This is a genomic window from Nostoc sp., assembly GCF_036919495.1.
GTDB lineage: Bacteria > Cyanobacteriota > Cyanobacteriia > Cyanobacteriales > Nostocaceae > Nostoc.
The window spans coordinates 84,994-102,532 of record NZ_JBALBZ010000123.1 but is presented as its reverse complement, the minus strand read 5'-3'; the positions used below and the strand labels follow the sequence as shown (position 1 = coordinate 102,532).

14 protein-coding genes and 1 pseudogene are annotated in these 17,539 nt (G+C 36.3%); 6 read left to right on the top strand and 9 right to left on the bottom strand.

All coding sequences use genetic code 11. From position 1 onward, the window contains the following. The 5 genes from V7K25_RS17065 to V7K25_RS17045 form a co-directional block, all read left to right on the top strand. Positions 1 to 1,383, top strand: a 1,383-nt coding sequence (locus V7K25_RS17065; RefSeq protein WP_335159726.1) for a fumarate reductase/succinate dehydrogenase flavoprotein subunit, incomplete at its 5' end; no start/stop codon positions are given. Positions 1,384 to 1,385: 2 nt separating this feature from the next. After that, on the top strand, positions 1,386 to 2,096 hold the full coding sequence (locus V7K25_RS17060; RefSeq protein ID WP_335159725.1) for an HAD family hydrolase: 711 nt from the start codon (positions 1,386 to 1,388) through the stop codon (positions 2,094 to 2,096). A 345-nt stretch (positions 2,097 to 2,441) separates the two neighbouring features. Beyond that, positions 2,442 to 3,224: a class I SAM-dependent methyltransferase gene (locus V7K25_RS17055; RefSeq protein ID WP_335159724.1), complete on the top strand. Its 783-nt coding sequence runs from the start codon at positions 2,442 to 2,444 to the stop codon at positions 3,222 to 3,224. Positions 3,225 to 3,395: 171 nt separating this feature from the next. Next, positions 3,396 to 3,623: a 4Fe-4S dicluster domain-containing protein gene (locus V7K25_RS17050; RefSeq protein ID WP_069068766.1), complete on the top strand. Its 228-nt coding sequence runs from the start codon at positions 3,396 to 3,398 to the stop codon at positions 3,621 to 3,623. Positions 3,624 to 3,653: 30 nt separating this feature from the next. Next, positions 3,654 to 4,616: a HEAT repeat domain-containing protein gene (locus V7K25_RS17045; protein ID WP_335159723.1), complete on the top strand. Its 963-nt coding sequence runs from the start codon at positions 3,654 to 3,656 to the stop codon at positions 4,614 to 4,616. Between the two features lie 33 nt (positions 4,617 to 4,649). Here the strand turns inward: V7K25_RS17045 and V7K25_RS17040 are convergent, their stop codons facing one another. Next, a complete protein-coding gene (locus tag V7K25_RS17040; RefSeq protein WP_335159722.1) occupies positions 4,650 to 5,165 on the bottom strand; it encodes a 2'-5' RNA ligase family protein in 516 nt (171 codons plus the stop codon). Between the two features lie 119 nt (positions 5,166 to 5,284). Between V7K25_RS17040 and V7K25_RS17035 the strand changes: the two genes are divergently transcribed. Further along, positions 5,285 to 6,310 carry an Mrp/NBP35 family ATP-binding protein gene (locus V7K25_RS17035; protein WP_335159721.1) on the top strand — a complete coding sequence of 342 codons (1,026 nt, stop codon included), beginning with the start codon at positions 5,285 to 5,287 and terminating at the stop codon, positions 6,308 to 6,310. 356 nt (positions 6,311 to 6,666) lie between these two features. Here V7K25_RS17035 and V7K25_RS17030 read toward each other — a convergent pair whose 3' ends face one another. The 8 genes and pseudogenes from V7K25_RS17030 to V7K25_RS16990 form a co-directional block, all read right to left on the bottom strand. Continuing rightward, positions 6,667 to 7,470, bottom strand: coding sequence for a SidA/IucD/PvdA family monooxygenase (locus V7K25_RS17030; RefSeq protein WP_335159720.1), 804 nt, complete (start codon positions 7,468 to 7,470; stop codon positions 6,667 to 6,669). Positions 7,471 to 7,755: 285 nt separating this feature from the next. Then, positions 7,756 to 8,367: pseudogene (locus tag V7K25_RS17025) on the bottom strand (IS1634 family transposase); the annotation flags it as partial. A 101-nt stretch (positions 8,368 to 8,468) separates the two neighbouring features. Next, on the bottom strand, positions 8,469 to 10,151 hold the full coding sequence (locus tag V7K25_RS17015; protein ID WP_335159728.1) for a GUN4 domain-containing protein: 1,683 nt from the start codon (positions 10,149 to 10,151) through the stop codon (positions 8,469 to 8,471). A 28-nt stretch (positions 10,152 to 10,179) separates the two neighbouring features. Next, positions 10,180 to 12,354, bottom strand: a complete 2,175-nt coding sequence (locus V7K25_RS17010) for an ABC transporter ATP-binding protein/permease (protein WP_335159718.1) — start codon at positions 12,352 to 12,354, stop codon at positions 10,180 to 10,182. A 272-nt stretch (positions 12,355 to 12,626) separates the two neighbouring features. Continuing rightward, positions 12,627 to 13,031, bottom strand: a complete 405-nt coding sequence (locus V7K25_RS17005) for a hypothetical protein (protein WP_335159717.1) — start codon at positions 13,029 to 13,031, stop codon at positions 12,627 to 12,629. Between the two features lie 128 nt (positions 13,032 to 13,159). Continuing rightward, on the bottom strand, positions 13,160 to 15,250 hold the full coding sequence (locus V7K25_RS17000) for a patatin-like phospholipase family protein (protein ID WP_335159716.1): 2,091 nt from the start codon (positions 15,248 to 15,250) through the stop codon (positions 13,160 to 13,162). Between the two features lie 131 nt (positions 15,251 to 15,381). Further along, on the bottom strand, positions 15,382 to 16,359 hold the full coding sequence (locus tag V7K25_RS16995) for an MvdD family ATP-grasp ribosomal peptide maturase (protein ID WP_335159715.1): 978 nt from the start codon (positions 16,357 to 16,359) through the stop codon (positions 15,382 to 15,384). A 78-nt stretch (positions 16,360 to 16,437) separates the two neighbouring features. Beyond that, positions 16,438 to 17,430 (bottom strand): MvdC family ATP-grasp ribosomal peptide maturase, encoded by a 993-nt coding sequence (locus V7K25_RS16990; RefSeq protein WP_335159714.1) that lies wholly within the window; start codon positions 17,428 to 17,430, stop codon positions 16,438 to 16,440. Positions 17,431 to 17,539: the final 109 nt, after the last annotated feature.

The following is a 17,539-nucleotide window of genomic DNA, read 5'->3' as shown; positions in this document are numbered from 1 at the left end:
TTTCAAAAAGATGCCCAAGGCAACTATGACTTAAAACAAGTGCATCGTGTGGGTAAATATGTCTTACCCATGCCAGAAGGTAAAGACCTCAAAACCATTCTTACCCGCCAAGTCAAACGCCACAAAGTCAAAGTGACAAATCGCGTCATGGCAACCCGTATCTTAGTCAAATCAGGACGTGCTATTGGTGCAGTAGGATTTGATGTCAGGAACGGTGATTATATTGTCATTCAAGCTAAAGCCGTCATCCTCTGTACAGGTGCTTGTGGCAGATTAGGATTACCCGCTTCTGGCTATCTCTACGGCACTTATGAAAATCCTACCAATGCCGGAGATGGCTATTCAATGGCTTATCATGCAGGTGCAGAACTCAGCAATATTGAATGCTTTCAAATTAATCCTTTAATTAAAGATTACAACGGCCCCGCCTGTGCTTATGTTGCTGGGCCTTTTGGCGCACATACAGCCAACGCCGAAGGGAATCGCTTCATTAGCTGTGACTATTGGAGTGGTCAAATGATGTTGGAAATCTGGAAAGAATTAAATTCTGGGAAAGGGCCAGTTCAATTGAAAATGACCCATCTTGATGAAGATACAATTGCAGAAATTGAATCCATACTTTGGGCAAATGAACGACCAAGTAGAGAACGCTTTCATCAAGGTAGAAATGAAGATTACCGCACTCACGGCGTAGAGATGCATATTTCCGAAATAGGCTTATGTAGCGGTCATAGTGCTTCTGGTGTATGGGTAAATGAAAATGCTCAAACAAGTATTCCAGGTTTATATGCAGCCGGAGATATGGCTAGCGTTCCCCATAATTATATGATTGGGGCATTTGTTTTCGGTCGCATAGCTGGAACTCATGCCATTGAATATATTCAAGATTTAGATTTGTTCGAACCAGATGCAGAGTTTTTAGAAACAGAAAAAGCTAGGATTTATGCACCTTTAAATCGTCCCAATGGTGTACCTCATACTCAAGTAGAATACAAGTTAAGACGCTTAGTTAATGATTATCTGCAACCACCAAAATCAGGTAATAAAATTGATATTGGTTTGAAACATTTTGTTCAATATAAACAAACATTAGATTTAATGGGCGCTCGTGATCCCCATGAGTTAATGCGTTCTATGGAAGTACATTTTATTAGGGACTGTGCAGAAATGGCAGCTAGAGCATCCTTATATCGTCAAGAAACTCGTTGGGGACTTTATCATTATCGCTTAGATTATCCAGAAAAGAATGATGACGAATGGTTTTGTCATGTCCATTTAAAAAAAGATGAAGTAGGGGAAATGGTTTTATTTAAGCGTCCAATTGAACCTTATATTGTAGAGGTAGATTTACAACGCGAAGTTTATCATGTAGTAGTGAAATAAACATGAAATATTTATTATGGGATTTTGATAATACACTAGGTTATCGTGAAGGAATGTGGAGTGGAACTTTACACTCAATATTAATAAGTAACGAAATCCACAATATACATTTAGAAGATATTCTACCATTCCTTAATATTGGCTTTACTTGGCATTCTCCTGAAACCCCCCATAGTTTATTATTTAATGGAAAAACATGGTGGGAGTATATGAATGACTATTTTGTAGAAGTATATGAGAAAGTAGGAATAGCTAAAAAGGAGGCGATAAAATATGCTTTGCAAGTCCAGAATGAATACAAAAATATCAACAAATGGCATTTATATAATGATGTAATTCCTACTTTAGAATCTACAATTAAAAATAATTATAAAAACGTTATTTTATCAAATCATATACCTGAACTTCACGAAATCATAGATAAATTAAATATAAAAAAATATTTTGATGAAATATATACCTCTGGAAAAATTGGCTATGAAAAACCAAGCCTCAAATTTTATGATTACGTCCTAAGTGATTTAAAGATTGAAAAAAAAGAATGTGTAATGATAGGTGATAGCTATAATGCTGATATCTCTGGAGCATTACGCGCGGGCATACAAGCAATTTTAGTAAGGAAGCCCAATGATAAAAATTATAAATTCTATAGTAAAGATTTAGAAAAAATACTAAAAATAATTAGAAAAATCTCAATAGATAAAAACCAATAAGGTTAAATATAGAGTGTGTTGCCGCGCAGAACACTATCAATAATAAAATTAGGTTAAATTAATAAGTGAGGGTTTGCTATACAATTAAAAGAAACTGATTTTCCATTATTGATTTGATTTATAAAAACCTAAACTGAGCCTAACAGAACAAAATGAGTTAATATTGATTTTTGCTATTACAACCGGAAAAACCAAGTTTTACCACAAGAAGCACAACCAAAGTTTATGATAAGTGAACTGTTGCAATTGCTAGAATTGCTTAACTAACAGATGTTTAATTTGTTCATTTAAAGTTCAATTTTAAATGGTTAATTTTAAATTATTTTGAAGAATATTATCATAAATATGTCTATCTATAATTCAATCGGTCAACAATACTCAAAAACTCGCGTTCCTGATATCCGTATTGTCAATAAATTAATTAATTTACTCAATTTACCCAAAAATAGCATTATTGCTGATATTGGGGCTGGTACTGGTGGTTACAGCCAAGCGCTAGCTAATCAAGGATTTTTTGTTAATGCTATTGAACCTTCTTTGGTAATGCAAAAACAAGCATTCGAATATCCGCAAGTTAAGTGGTTCACTGGCTATGCAGAAAATTTACCTCTACCAGATAAGTCTGTTGATGGCGTTGTAAGTATTCTAGCAATTCATCACTTTACTAATCTCGAAAAAGCGTTTCAAGAAATGCAACGAATTATTAGAGATGGGATAATAGTTTTACTAAGTTTTGATATTAGATTAGCTCAGAAGATATGGCTTTATGACTATTTTCCCTTTTTGTGGGAAGATGCCTTACGATTTTTACCACTTAATGAACAGATAAACTTAATTCAGAGGAATACTAAAAGGCGTGTTGAAGCCATACCCCTTTTGTTACCATACGATTTATCTGATTTATTTGCAGCAGCAGCCTGGAGGCGACCAGAGTTATACCTTCAAACAGAAGTACGTGCGGGAATATCATCTTTTGCATTAGGAAATCAAGATTTAATTGAGCAAGGAGTACAGTTACTTAGAGCAGATTTAAGTAGTGGGGAATGGACAAAACAATATGGCAATATTCACAATTTTACAGAGATTGATCTAGGCTATCGTTTTATCCGTGCAACGCTGGATAACTAAATAATTGTAATTTAAAATTAAATCCTGACAAATAAAGTTACTAATGATCATAAACTGGAAATTCATACTTCTGATTTAAACACCAGAATAAAAAGTGCTAAAGCATCTCCGTGGGAAGGGTTAGAATTTTTCATTTAAAGTTTATTAATTGAATTAGGGAGTAATAAATGTATGGCTTTAATCACACAAAGAATAGATGTTCCTGTGATCGTTGATGAATCTAAATGTTTAGAAAAATGTACAGCCTGTATTGAAGTTTGTCCCTTGGATGTGTTGGCAAAAAATCCAGAGACAGGGAAAGCGTATATGAAATATGATGAGTGCTGGTTTTGTCTACCTTGTGAAAAAGAATGTCCTACCAATGCAATTACAGTACAAATTCCCTTTTTATTACGCTAAATATTCTCTTATTATTTGTGGTAAAAATTAATGAACGATGAACTCAAGCACTGGCTAGAAATGCTGCGTTCGCCTGATGTAAATGACCGCTTAGTGGCTGTCAAAACTTTACAACATTTAGGCGATGAAGAAACAATAGACGCTTTAATTATCGCTTTGAAAGATGAAAATATTGCTGTACAAAAAATAGCCATATCTGCACTTTGGGAAATTGCCGAGCCTGTGGCGATTCCTGCTTTAATTGAATGCTTAAATTCAGCAGATTCAGATATTCGCGCTGAAGCTGCATCAGCATTAAATGAATTGGTGACACGAGATGAGTTGTTACTTTTATTAGATAAGTTACAAATTAATGATGTCAATATACAACTAAATATTTTAGTGCTGTTGCGAAAGATTCATGATATTCAATCTTTACCGTATATTTTACCCTTTTTAGAATCAAAAAATTCTGAGTTAAGAGAAGCAGCAATTACTACACTTCGATATATAAATCAAATAGAAAAATGTCCACAAGCTTTGGATTTAATTTTTGACCAAGAACCAATAGTCCGTCGTGCTACTGCTTTAACTTTAGGGCATTTACAAGATACACAAGTAATTACAATACTTGCTCAAGCACTTACAAATGATAGTGACTGGCAAGTTCGCCGTAATGCAGCCAAATCTCTGGCTATTCATGAAAATCAGCAAGCAACTTCAGCACTAGAAATAGCTTTAAATGATGAGCATTGGCAAGTACGCAAATCAGCAGCACAAGCTTTGCAAAAAATCCCAAATATTCAAGTTATGCCGAGATTAATTCAAGCATTAACAGATGAATATGCAGATGTCCGCAAAGAGGCTGCGATCGCACTTGGTAATTTAGCTCATCCTGATGTTATTAACCCACTGCAACAAGCCTTAGACGATCCTGACAAAGAAGTGTCCATCCAAGCGCAACGGGCAATTCAGAAGATTCAAACAGATAGAATAGTCTCAATTGACCAGTAAATCACTAAGGGAAATGTCAACCCGCTCAAAGTTTTAATAATTTCGCAATACAAATTTTTTACTCCAAATTATTGACCTCTGCTCATCAGCAATATTTATTAGGTGAACTTTATTGACAAAACAACGATAATTTAAATCTAATTGCTGTGCTTCTTCTAAAACCTGCAAAAATTGAGCTATATTTTTTGTAAATCTTCCTAACGTTAAATGTGGAATAAATGGTAAGTTATCTCTGCGATATTGAGCTAATATACCTGTGTATAATTCATTGTGTAATTCTATCATATCTACCTTTCCTTCTTCAACCATTAAAAACAGATATTCATCCCATGATTTTTGCAATCCTTTGAGACAAATAGGAAATGCTTTCCATTTACTCAATATATTATCAATATGAAGAATGAGATTGTTTTCATTAATAGACTCGATTATGGGAAATACAAGTGTAATATGTGCTTCTATTAAATAAACTTGTGGATCATATTTCTGCCTTATTTGATTGATATCTTCTGTGTTAATATTGGGGTAATGTACAATTGCGTAAGACATATTGATAAATTATTAAAGGTTATACGGAAAATTTCAACTTCTCTACTTCGCATAGCGTGTCCGAGACAGAGACTACGCTAACGTGAGGTACAGGAATACCCTTTTAACATCAAGAATATATGACTATAGCCCATCAGCAAGAAGTCGTCCAATTACTCAAACAGGTTATCGAACCTACCTTAAAAAATGACATCGTTAGTTTGGGAATGGTACGAAACTTACGCATAGTTGATGACTATATTTACTTACGTTTATATATTGGTTCTCATCAGCACCAATTACAGCCAGAAATTCAATATAAATTATCATCTTTATCTTGGTGCAAAAAAACTTATATTCAAATTTGTACAATTCCTGGTGTTAAAACAACTCTTGCAGTTTCTAGTGGTAAAGGTGGTGTGGGCAAATCCACAACAGCCGTTAATATAGCCGCAGCTTTAAAATTACAAGGTGCAAAAGTAGGACTATTAGATGCCGATGTTTATGGCCCCAATGTTCCCCAGATGTTGGGTTTAGGACAAGCTGATATTCAAGTAATTAATACTCCCACAGGTGATAAGTTTTTGCCTCTAGAAGTTCAGGGAATAAAAATAATGTCAGTGGGTTTACTTGCAGAAGCAAATCGTCCTTTAGCATGGCGGGGACCTGTATTGCATAAAATTATCACGCAATTTTTGCAAGATGTGCAATGGGGTGAATTAGATTATTTATTGATAGATTTACCTCCAGGTACAGGTGATGCTCAAATTACAATTATCCAAGAAAGCCCAATTTGTGGAGTCATTTTAGTGACAACTCCTCAACAAGTGGCTGTTGCAGATGTACGACGTAATATATATATGTTTCGCCAAGTGGGTGTTCCTGTTCTTGGCATCATTGAAAATATGAGTTATTTAATTTGCGGTGATTGTGGTTTACGCACACCGATTTTTGGTAGTGGTGGCGGCGAACAACTAGCCGCAGAATTACAAACACCTTTGTTGGGACAAATTCCTATTGATCCCCGCATTGGTAGCGGTAGTGATACTGGAAATCCGATTGCAATGAGTGAATACACTTCGCCAGCAAGGGAGGTTTTTACACAAATAGCTATTTCATTAAATAGTACTTTTATGCTACACGATGAGTCTACGCAGCTTGACTAAGCTTAGTATTTTACTTTTTAGGGTGCAACTGCATTGCAATCAACGTACAGAAGTTTTGTAATCGGTTTTGCAATCGCTGTTGTGACGTCTGACAATTAGCAACCTTCTCCAAACTCTTTAACTAAGCTGTAGTTTCAATAAATCTATTCAAACCGAAATATGTCAGACATTGCTGATTCTTCTGCTTCTCAACTGTTATCGCTATATCGCGATCGCCAGTTATCACCAGTGCAGCAACCAAAGCTGCCCTAGAACTGATCAATACTTACAATAGCTAAGTTAACGCCTTTGCGATCGCATCTGCGTGCAGACCATTTTAATTCACATTAGGCGTGAATTATAAACGCTACGCAGATTTAGCTGGCTGCCACCTTAACCTTAGCTTGCTGTTTCCACACCGCATCCGCATACAATGATGTGTCGAAGTCTGGCGAAATATTGCCGCTAGCGATCCGGGCTTCGTGTAATGACCAGTCAGTGAAGAATAAGTCGTGGCTGATGCGTGCCACTACTGCTGGCACATCGCGTCGGATACTAGGTACGTCACCGATGGGCAGACCGAAGCTTACGAAGCCAGCAGGATTGAACACATGGATGTCCTTCAGGTAGGGGGCGTTGCCTACTGCCTTAGCGCCTGATTCTAATGCTACTCCTGCCGCATCAAAGGCTGAGGCCGCAGCACCCAGCACTGCTACTGTTTTGCCACGCAGATTCTTGAAGTCGATTTCATCGGCGGTATGTGCATATAAGGTGCGTGGCAGAGATGCCAATACAGGCGGTATATTTGGGCCACCAGTGCCAGCTACACCGTTGGCGAAGATAATTTTACGTGTGGTTTCCACCTGCACGACACCGTTCACTTCTAGGTGTAGACGAAAGAAATCTGCGTCCGGCTCAATCCGCACCAACTTCGTCTGATACCGAACTGGAATGCCCAGAAAATGCCGATACCAGCTGAGGTACTCAGCCCACGCCACTCGTGGAATGCGGTCAAGCCCTGTGTATGCCTCAACACCGTGCCGCGCCTCGTACCAAGCTTGAAATGATAGTGCTGGAATGCCTAGTTCTGGCCCTGGCAGGTTTTTCGGTGTATTTTCTTGAAGTTTGAACAACAAGCAATCACGATGCCTAGCACACAGTAGCATCAACCAGTCTTGCAAAGTGTGAGGAGCGAGTTTTAGCCCTTGGTATCTCCTCCAACCACGCGAAAACTCGACTTAAATCCCACATTCCGCACTTCAATAAGTATTATGCAAAAACTACATTCATGGGTAATTCAAAACAATAGTTTTTAAAAATTAAGCAACTATCAAAAAATAAATTATGTACGTAAAAATTCTAGCTTTTTGATTGTGTTTAAAAAGCCAGTAGGGCAGTTTAATTTGAATTTTTAACCTAGTGATAAAAACATAAGACCATGTAATAGAGAATTCTATATTTTAAAACTAAGATAATAAATAATACTTTTGACAAGAATTAGGTAGGAATTGCAATATCCTACAATGTTCATCCGTTAAGTTAAGAATCCTCTGAACTCCTTGTCTAATTAGAATATGAATCCCCTGAAAACATTGAAATATCCACCTTAATATGGGAGATTCTGTGGGTTTATTCAGTTGATTTTTAACAGTAGCTTTTTATGCTTTTAATGCAATTCGTAATTGTCTTTGTCCCAGATTATAAACCAAAAGACACAATGCCATTAACATCATCATTGTCTCTACTCTTTCTGGATTTTTCACAAAAAGACTATCGGCAAAAAATAACGGGTCTTTAATAAATCTAAATCCTCGCTCTGTTGATTGCTGTTCCTTATATATTATCAATATTTCTGTAGGTGCTAATTTGGTTGTGTCTAAAATATTCGTTGCTAAAATAAATCGGCCACAAGAATTTTCATGTTTTGTGATTAATTCCTGATTTTCTATTAATTTACCTTTGACTTAATAAACTACTGTTTTTCCTTTTTTTAATCTCTCGCTAATTTCTATGTCCGATGTTTGATGATATTTTAATTTTGCTGCCAGGTCTTTAATTTTTAATTCTGCTAAAGATTTAAAACGCCATTTTCCAAAAAGTAAAATTTCTATTTCTGTATCCGAAAAATGCATATTATTCATTGACTTTCCCCCCTATTATTAAATAATGCGCGATTCACTCATGGTAAAGTTTCATAACAAGTTTTGGCACGAGTAAAAAATAAATGCATCTGCCATACTAGCCAAGATCCAACTCGCCAAGCTGCCATTGGCAGGGGGGCTGTAGATGAATATGGGGGTATGTCAAATATATTTTGGTCATAATGTAACCATTTAACTGGTAGATGTCCCATCGGTGTCGTCGGGGATAATTTAAAAGTTAGTTGATCGTAATTTAACCAGTTTCCCTCTTTTCGCCAACCCAGGCGATCGCCAAGTCTTTTTTCTGTTTCATAATCTATTTGACCGCCTATTTCGTTCCAAATACTTTGCTGAACACTAAAGCCAAAGTAACCATGACTGTATTGGTGCCAAAGTCGATCAAGTTTATAAAAAGCTTCACATGAAAAGTTAATAATATCTTCTTTATAAACTTCATTCCAATCATTCTTACCCATGACTTTTAGCATTAATTTAGCTGTTTCAATATCAGCTTCTTGCCACTTGTACTGTGTAAGAAGGTTTTGCAATTTACTGTAATCAATATTCCAATTACTTTTAAATTCTGTAGCTAACTCAATATCAATATTAGGTTGCTCCGCGAATTCTGTTTTCTCGATAAAAACTTGAGAATAATCAGAAGCAATATCTGTTTCTTCTATCCCTAGCACTTTTTTTTGAGCAACCAGTTGAGTAGACATATAATTAGATATTAAGTAAATAGCTTGATTTAAAGTTATCTCATTTTTACTTAAATCAAAGTCATGAACCTGCAAATCTAATAATTTTGACTGAAAAAAAGCATCTGGTAGTCTACCTTTTTTATCATAACTTGCCACTAATAAATTAAGGATGTCATGAGACATAGTACTAGTATCTTGTATCGTTAATAAATTAACTTGATAACTTAGAGTACTACTTGCTAAATTTTGAATTTCTCCTACAATTGCATAAAAATCTGCATCTACTTTTACTACATCATCTATTAAAGATTGAAACGGACTAAAGTAATCTTGTAGAGAGTTTTCTAGATTAATTGCGGTTTCAGCTATTTTTGCTATTTCTTGACGAATTTTTGTAGCTCTGACTTGGTATTCATAAATTTCTTGATACACCTCTATATCTTTAAGTATTTTCTGAATAGCTTGCTTTTGATTTTTGGTATCTTCCGCTAATTTTTTAATTCCTTCACTGAGTAGTTTTACTTTTTCTAAAATTAAAAAATTAGTATTGCTTAACAGCAAAATAGATTTTAAATTTTCTTCTTCTTCCCATTTTAACTTGTCAATTATTTGAAAATTTTTATTATTCTTTATCTCTAGCTTATTTCTTTGTTCATTTACTTTTCTAATTTCATAATATTTTTGGTTAAAGAGATTTTTCCAGTCATCTATAAATTTTAATAAAAAATTTTGATAACTATTTTTATAATTTTCTAAAAAATCAAGAAGTTGAGTATAATCTCTAATTAATAATTTAACCTCTGCTAAAGTTTCTCCTTGACTAATTTCTTTTTTCCGTTTGATTATTCCCCAAAAATAAGAATTATATTTAGTACCTTCTTTAATTAAGTTTTGGCATTTTCTAATTTTACTTTGAACTTTTTTTAGTTTGGGATTTTTTAAAGTAGGAAATTTATAACTTTTTTCATAAATCGTAATAGATTCATAAGTAACCAATTGTTTTTGCTTTCTAGTTAGCATCACTTGTTTTGAAATATATAAATAGTTACTAAACTCTTACCCATTTCAATACCTCCGGGTTTTTGTTATAGCGGTAGGTTACACCATCCTTAGTAGTCACAGACTTTTCTTGACTAGCCTTGGTTCTGATAGTACTAAGAGAATAGTCTGTTAATGTCTGAAGCTCTTTATGAGAAAGTCCTATAATTGTGGCGTAGACGCTTTGCGGTGAGGGAGTCGCAGTCTTCTCTACGAGAGGCTGCGCCAAGGCGGTTCCCGTCAATTGCGATAGCGTAGCGTTAGCGACGTTAGGAGCGTCACTCTCGAACCCGTTGGCGCAGCCTCTCGTAGAGAAGGGCTTGTCGTTAGACATCGCTGCTGATTCTAGTTTTATTTTGAGTTCATTTTCCGGGTAAATATCTATCGGAATTTGCTTCTTTTCTGATGGGTTAACAGCAATTCCTTTTTGCAATTTATAATCTGGCATAGAAACAAGTTGCCAATTAGATTCTTGTGAAAGTTCTAATACCCATTGATGATAATTAAATAAGCTTTCTCTATGTCCAACACTGATAAAAGTTGTTTTCGTTGATTGTAACTGTTGATATAAATTACCTTCGTTATTTAAATCTAAAGCGCTCGTCGCTTCATCTAAGATAGTGAAACTAGGATGTGTGATTAATAGCCGTGCAAAAGCGAGGCGTTGTTGTTCTCCTAAGGATAATATATTTTCCCAAGGAAATTCCGTATCAAAGCCATTTACGCGGGTAAGCAAGTGTTGCAGGTTAACTTGTTGCAAAATGTGTTCAAGTTCGCGATCGCTCATTTTCCTGTCTGTGTGAGGATAGAGCAACTGTTCGCGCAAAGTCCCTAAAATAATATAAGGCCGTTGGGGTAAGAATAATACTTCTTTTAGGGGAGGACGCACTAAACGACCAGTTCCCGCATTCCACAAACCAGCGATCGCTCTCAACAAAGAACTTTTACCCCTACCACTAGGGCCAACAATCAATAAACCTTCTCCTGGCTGAACAGCTAGTGACAAGTTTTCGACGATTACCTGTTCATAATTTGGCGTTTGTAAAGTGACATTCTCAAAAGCTAAATGTTCTTCTTCTATAATTTTAATAGTACTGGCGTTCTCTGGTTGTTTACTAGCAGCCTGTAGCGCATCTGAAAACTCTGCTAAACGCTTTACATAACCAGAAAATCGTCCTGAAATTCCAAACTCTGATATTAGTTCTCCTAGAGCATTAGAAAACATAAAACAAGCAAAACTAGCTTGGTTTATTTGTCCATAATCAATTTGATCTTGAAGAAATAAAGGTGTAAGAATAAACATTGAAAATACGCTAATAGCAGACTGATATGCTCTGCCAAAAGCGTCTTGTCCCCTCTCTAAATTCAGCCTGCGTTCAGAAGTTTTCAAAACATTATTAAATCGGCGTTTAATCATATTTAATTCTTCATTTTCTCCCTGAAAAAAGGCGATTGATTCAGCGTGATTACGAACATGAGTTAAGCAATATGCAAAATCTGCTTTAAATGCAATTTCTTCTTGATTAACTTTATTTATTGCTTGATTCAAGTAAACAACTATTAAATTACCTATAATTGTATAAATAACTAAATAAATCGCAATTTGTGAAGAAACTATCCAGAGAATTATCAAAGAACTTACCATTTCTAAAGATTTTTCTAGTAAAGAAGATGATAATTTTAAGCCAATACTAGTAATAGGTTCTATTTCTTGGGATAAACGTTGATCTGGATTATCTATATTAGATTTAAAATTGATTTTATAATAAGCTTGATTACTTAAATATTTTTCTATAACATGAATATTTAGCCATTTATACCAGTCAAGAATTATTTTTTTTCTAACATATCTCAAAAGAGTTACTAACAAGACCATCCCTACAATAATGAGGCTAGATAGCCATAAAGTACTATTGTATTTATCAAGGTCTCTCTGTTCAATAACGATATCAATTACATAGCGATTCCAGTAACTATTTGCAGCATTTGCACCGACAATCACAACTATTAATAATAATAAGAGAATGAGCATTCCCCATGAGCGAATTACATCTGAAAATACTCTTCCTTCTGCTTTTGTTGGATACCAATAAGGTTGAGCAACTACTTTCACATCCTGCCAAAATTGAATTAAGGCTGAAAAAGGATTTGTTGTGTTTTGCTCACGCACAGATGGAGTTTGCATATTTTAAAAATGTAGCCGTTACTAATTACACTAGGAATTTTCAAATGGTCTTTGAGAATTAAGTAAGACTCAAAGACCATTTTTCCTTTTAGAGAATGTCTGAAAACTTTTATGGTGTTGTATTCGAGATTTGTAGATCCCCATAAATTCCCCTTTTTAAGGAGGAATTTAATTAAATTTCCCCCCTTTTTTAAGGGGAGCCAGCTACGTTGTCAGCATTAAGGCAGGGAGGGTAGCAACTGGCGTGGGCTAGGGGGATCAAATCGAATGCATTAGGTCAATGGTTCGTCATCAACAATTTCGACTGTTCTCGGAAAAGGGCCTTGGTCAGGCTCAGTAACGACTACTGGGCTAATATGATGTTTCAGTTTGAGTTTTAACTCATCTGAAATGGGCAATTCTTGAATTTCTTTGAGAAGAAATCTGATAGATTCAGTTTTGCTACGTTCTGTATAAATGAGCTTGAGAATATTTTCAATTCCAAATCCCGCTATATATTCCCCTAAAACGGCTACCAGCCCAAGCAAGCCTAAACCTCCTAAGAGGCCTAAAGGTCCCCCCAGCGTTGAAAGCATAGCGACAACGGCAGCGACATTACCCCCTGATGCACCCGTTGCTATTACGAAAAGTATGCCAGGAAGTCCTAAACCAGAAATTTTTTTGACGAGTTCATCCATTGTACTTACCTACAATCCTTATAAAGTGAAAACATGACTAAGAGAGTCATTACTAATTTCTTTTGTGAAGAAATTAAAAATCTTACATCTTGCACTAGTTAGTTGGTGCAAGATATAAGAAATCTGATTTAGCCCAACAAAAGACTACACAGTTCATCAATTTGTTGACTTTTGTTAGATATTAGTCGATGGGCTATAGCTTGTAACTGACGAGTATTTTGAAGTTTGGTATTATCTATTTCTTCTAGTTCACTATCTAACAATGTTTGAAAGCGATAATAAAAACTTTTAGCTTCTTTATCAGTAGGTTCAAACAACTGTTCTAATTCTCCAGCTACTACTTCACTACTACCATCAAACATAATATTTAAAAGCGGTCTTCCCCATTGCAAAAGTCCCCAATTTTTGACTTCTTTATAAGGGTAGACGCTCGTCAGAGAACCTGTACCCAAAGAAACTACTAAAATATCTTCTGTATTGAGGACTTTTTGTGATTTTCGTTTACTACTAATTTGTGCTTCTAAAATAGCTAAATGGGCTGGATTATTAGCAAATACTCCACCATCGATTAAAGTATAGGCGATGCCGCTATTGTGGGGGTTGACAATCCGATGAGGAGCAAAATAAGTCGGAGTAGCAGTAGTTGCCAATGCTGCATCTAGGAGCGAAAAACCGCCACATAACTTCTGAAAATTCTTAGATTCTATCTGCTCTTTTTCTAGTTGGTTTGTAAAAAATATCGGAATTCGCTGCTCGATATCGTAACTCGTTACAAAAACTTCTTTGAGATTATTTTCTAGAGGGGCGTTACCAAAATATTGCCTGAAAATTTCTTCTTTGCTTTCGGAAGGATATTTTGGCTGGAGAAATATATCTTCTAATGGGCCAAGTAGTCTTTCAAACAACGGCTCATAAAATATTTCTACCCCATACTCAAGAAATAACTGTAGAAGATCCTCAGCAGTGTATTCAGCTACTGACAAGTTATCAGATACATCGGAACTTAATCGTGGTTTAGTTAATCCAAGCGCTAAAATTCCGCCACTGGAAGTGCCAGTAATTAAATCAAACAAACTGAATATAGGCTTTTGTGCCCGCCTTTCAATTTCTGCTAGGAGTAATGCAGGAATAATGCCCCGAATACCGCCTCCATCAATGGAAAGTATTTTATATTTGGCTTTTGTATTCATAGTTTCTGGCGATTCCTCCTGAATTAATATTTGTGCTTGTTGGATATTGAGGGGATCTTCAGTTTGGTCTGTTTTTGTTTCCTCGTCATGTGGATCGAGAGCGATCGCACTTGGAATAATCTCGGATTCTTCGCTGTTTATTTTTGTCTGTTGAATTTCCTTTGGTTGGTTTTCGTCGTTGCTTACTAACGATACCGTTGCTGCTAATAAACTTGTGGTTAGTGGTGAGATATTTTCTTCAGGAATAACTGCTGTCTCAGTTTGGATCTCTTCTTGAATATCTTCTTGATTGGATAATTCTTCTGCAAATGGAACTGGATTTGATGATTGTGTTGCGAATGGAATTTCTGCTAAAGTCCAAATAGGATTACCACGAAAATTTCCTTGATAAGACTTTCCAGTTTTATTTTTGACAGTTGTACCTTGTCCGTCATCTAATTTCCAGTAAGCCACTAATCCTGATTCATCTCCGACTATTAGCCCACAACGATGAGTCTGGATTTGTGCTTGACTACAGGGATAATTCCAAACACTAATATTTGCTAATTGTCCTTTGAAATAGACCTGTTTGTGTAACGTTGCTCCCAGAGTTATAGAACTTGTGGCTTTGTTTAAAGATGAACCTCTAAGAGAATCGTTGTATTCGTGCTCGTCAATGTATACGGCTAGTTGACCACTATTAAAAACAATAGCAAAAAAATGCCATTGTTCTATAGTTAGTTCTCCTTGTCCGAAGGTTTTGATACCTTTGCTAACACTTTCATCTATGTAGACATCTAGGTTTCCTGTTTCATTGATGCCGAATTCAAAATTATCGCTGTATCTTTCTGAAGAACGGGCAAAAAATACATTACGCGTCCCGTAACTAGTGGCTTTATTTGTTAGTTCATGTGGATTTACCCATCCTGAAATGGTAAAAGCTGAACTCCCTTGAGCGAAAACGCCGCCAATATCGTTTCTGCCAAAATCTATATAATCCTTTTCCCCATCAAATGTCAAAACTGTTTGTGTATTTACTAGGTTTATCACAAGGATTTAATCTCCAAATATAAATAAATTCATAATTTTAAATAAGGAATTTAATATTAACAAACTTAATAGTGAAATCTCACTAACACCTTTCAAAATGGAAGGCAATAAAAATATACTAGCGAAATTCCCTAATTTTTATTAGTCAGTAATACTTCTGCGATCGCTTGCGAAATAGGGTAGTGTGGTGAATATATCTCCATCCAAAAAAATTCCCCGACTGGGTTAACTTCGAGAAATACATGGCGACCATCGGGCGTGACAATAATATCAATTGCTCCATAGTTTAAGCCAAAATAAGCCATCAGTTTGAGCAGTTTTTTCTCAATATCTTCTGGCAAATTGTAGGGTTGCCAATTTTTAACTAAGGCTCTCCCCTCTTTGCGCCAGTCGTAAGTAGATCCTTCTAACCTTTGAGAATCTACTGCGGCAGTAAATACGCGGTGTCCAACAATAGTTGTCCGCAACTCCAGCGCTTTGGGCACATTTTCTTGAAACGTCATCGGGCAAAGACCCAGTCCTTCCATATTCTCCAGATCGTCATTTGTAACTGGAGTGGTAAACACAACGTTTTCTCGCCCCCGATCATCATAGATAGCAAAGGAAGAAAGCATTTTGGTAACTATACCTTGCTTACACTCTTGAGCAAATTGCTTGACTGCTTCTGGATTGTTTGAAGTCAGAGTATGTGGAGTTAGAAGACCAACTTTTCGTGCAACTTGCAATTGTAGTTGCTTATTATTAGCCCGATCCACATTGGACATTTGATCAAAGTGGAATCCCTGAAGGCTGGCAATCATACCCCTGACTGTGGCGCGACATTCGTTAATTGACGCATCTCTGTATTGCTTGTCCATTGATTCGGGGATTTTTTGTGCGTAGCGCATCCGCCGATACCAAACTGAGGAGACCTCACTCAAATCTAGCTTCTGTTCGCCATCAGTAATAATTACCCGTTCAGTATCGCCAGAGTAAATATCTAACTTGACTTCAGTGGGATATCTGTCTGTGTCAAACCGAAATACTTTTTCTCCTCTAGCCTCAATTTCTTTGATGACTAAAGGAATGCTTTCGTTGTCTTTACTAAACGTGACTATTAATACGGTCATAAAAAGTATGAAGTGTGAAGTATGTAGACACCTTTTGGGTGGCTTACCACAGGCTAATATCAAATATTAAATTTTTGATTATTCATTCCTTCTTTGAAGTAGGGCGTCTGCGATCGCACTTGCAATGGGTAAGTCTAAATCCTTTTCTAGCATTCCCCACTCCCCCACAGGGTTGATTTCCAAAAAGACGTATTCGCCTGATGGTGTGACGATGAAATCTAACGCTCCAAACAACAACCCAAATTTCCCCATAAAGGCTTTGAGACGACTAACTACTTCATCAGGAAGTTGGTGGTGTTGCCATGCGCCAACCTCAACACCTGGTTTACGCCAATCAACTTTGGCTGCTGCATACACATCTGCATTTAGCGCCCCCACAAATACATTACTATTCACATACACCACCCGTAATTCCTGTTGCTTTGGAATTTGCTCTTGAAAAACCATTGGGCAATAGCGCAGTGACTCGGCATCAACTAAATCTTCTTCCTTGACGATGCTGGTGTACAGAAAAAACGAGGAGTTAGCTTCCATACTGTAGGAAAGCGCAGTTAAGAGCTTGCTCACCATTTTTCCGTTGACTTGCTGAAAAAACTCTCGTGCTGCTTGAGCTTTGTTGGTGATAAGAGTCTGGGGAATAACAAAACCTACTTCAGACGCAATCCGTAGTTGACGCAGCTTGTTACTTGCATAATCTATCCGCTCTAAATTATCTACCCACGTAGCTTCCTTGAGACTATCCCAAAAACCATCCAAAGTTGCAAGTGATTCTCTAACACAAGCTTCTCGGAACTTTGGCGCTAATTCTTGACTCAGTTGTGGTTCCCAAATACGGCGCATCCATACAGCTTGCACCTGCTCTGTGCTAATAGAGTGGTTGTTACATTCTATAGTGTGGTAGCTTTTAGACTTATCAAAATGTGCTGCTAATTGCACTTCCAGAGGAAACTTATCAGTATCTAGACGAAATGGTTGCACCCCTTTTTTTGATAAGGCTTCTGCCACTCTATCTATTGTGAAGAAATCACCACTGTGGGTGATTAATAAAACAACATTACGAGACAGGTGCATAAAATTTTTTTTGATACTTTTAGGAGGTAGCTATTAAGTAATAGCAAACAAATTACTTTCGATACCAAAAATTATTTAAAGAATTTAGGTAACTAGAAAAAGCAATCAC

Bases quoted from the DNA above. Each gene is read 5' to 3' on its own strand.
- V7K25_RS17050 (WP_069068766.1), top strand. From the start codon at position 3,396: ATGGCTTTAATCACACAAAGAATAGATGTTCCTGTGATCGTTGATGAA.
- V7K25_RS17055 (WP_335159724.1), top strand. From the start codon at position 2,442: ATGTCTATCTATAATTCAATCGGTCAACAATACTCAAAAACTCGCGTT.
- V7K25_RS17015 (WP_335159728.1), bottom strand. From the start codon at position 10,151: ATGCTAACTAGAAAGCAAAAACAATTGGTTACTTATGAATCTATTACG.
- V7K25_RS17005 (WP_335159717.1), bottom strand. From the start codon at position 13,031: ATGGATGAACTCGTCAAAAAAATTTCTGGTTTAGGACTTCCTGGCATA.
- V7K25_RS16990 (WP_335159714.1), bottom strand. From the start codon at position 17,430: ATGCACCTGTCTCGTAATGTTGTTTTATTAATCACCCACAGTGGTGAT.
- V7K25_RS17035 (WP_335159721.1), top strand. From the start codon at position 5,285: ATGACTATAGCCCATCAGCAAGAAGTCGTCCAATTACTCAAACAGGTT.
- V7K25_RS16995 (WP_335159715.1), bottom strand. From the start codon at position 16,359: ATGACCGTATTAATAGTCACGTTTAGTAAAGACAACGAAAGCATTCCT.
- V7K25_RS17045 (WP_335159723.1), top strand. From the start codon at position 3,654: ATGAACGATGAACTCAAGCACTGGCTAGAAATGCTGCGTTCGCCTGAT.
- V7K25_RS17040 (WP_335159722.1), bottom strand. From the start codon at position 5,165: ATGTCTTACGCAATTGTACATTACCCCAATATTAACACAGAAGATATC.
- V7K25_RS17010 (WP_335159718.1), bottom strand. From the start codon at position 12,354: ATGCAAACTCCATCTGTGCGTGAGCAAAACACAACAAATCCTTTTTCA.
- V7K25_RS17060 (WP_335159725.1), top strand. From the start codon at position 1,386: ATGAAATATTTATTATGGGATTTTGATAATACACTAGGTTATCGTGAA.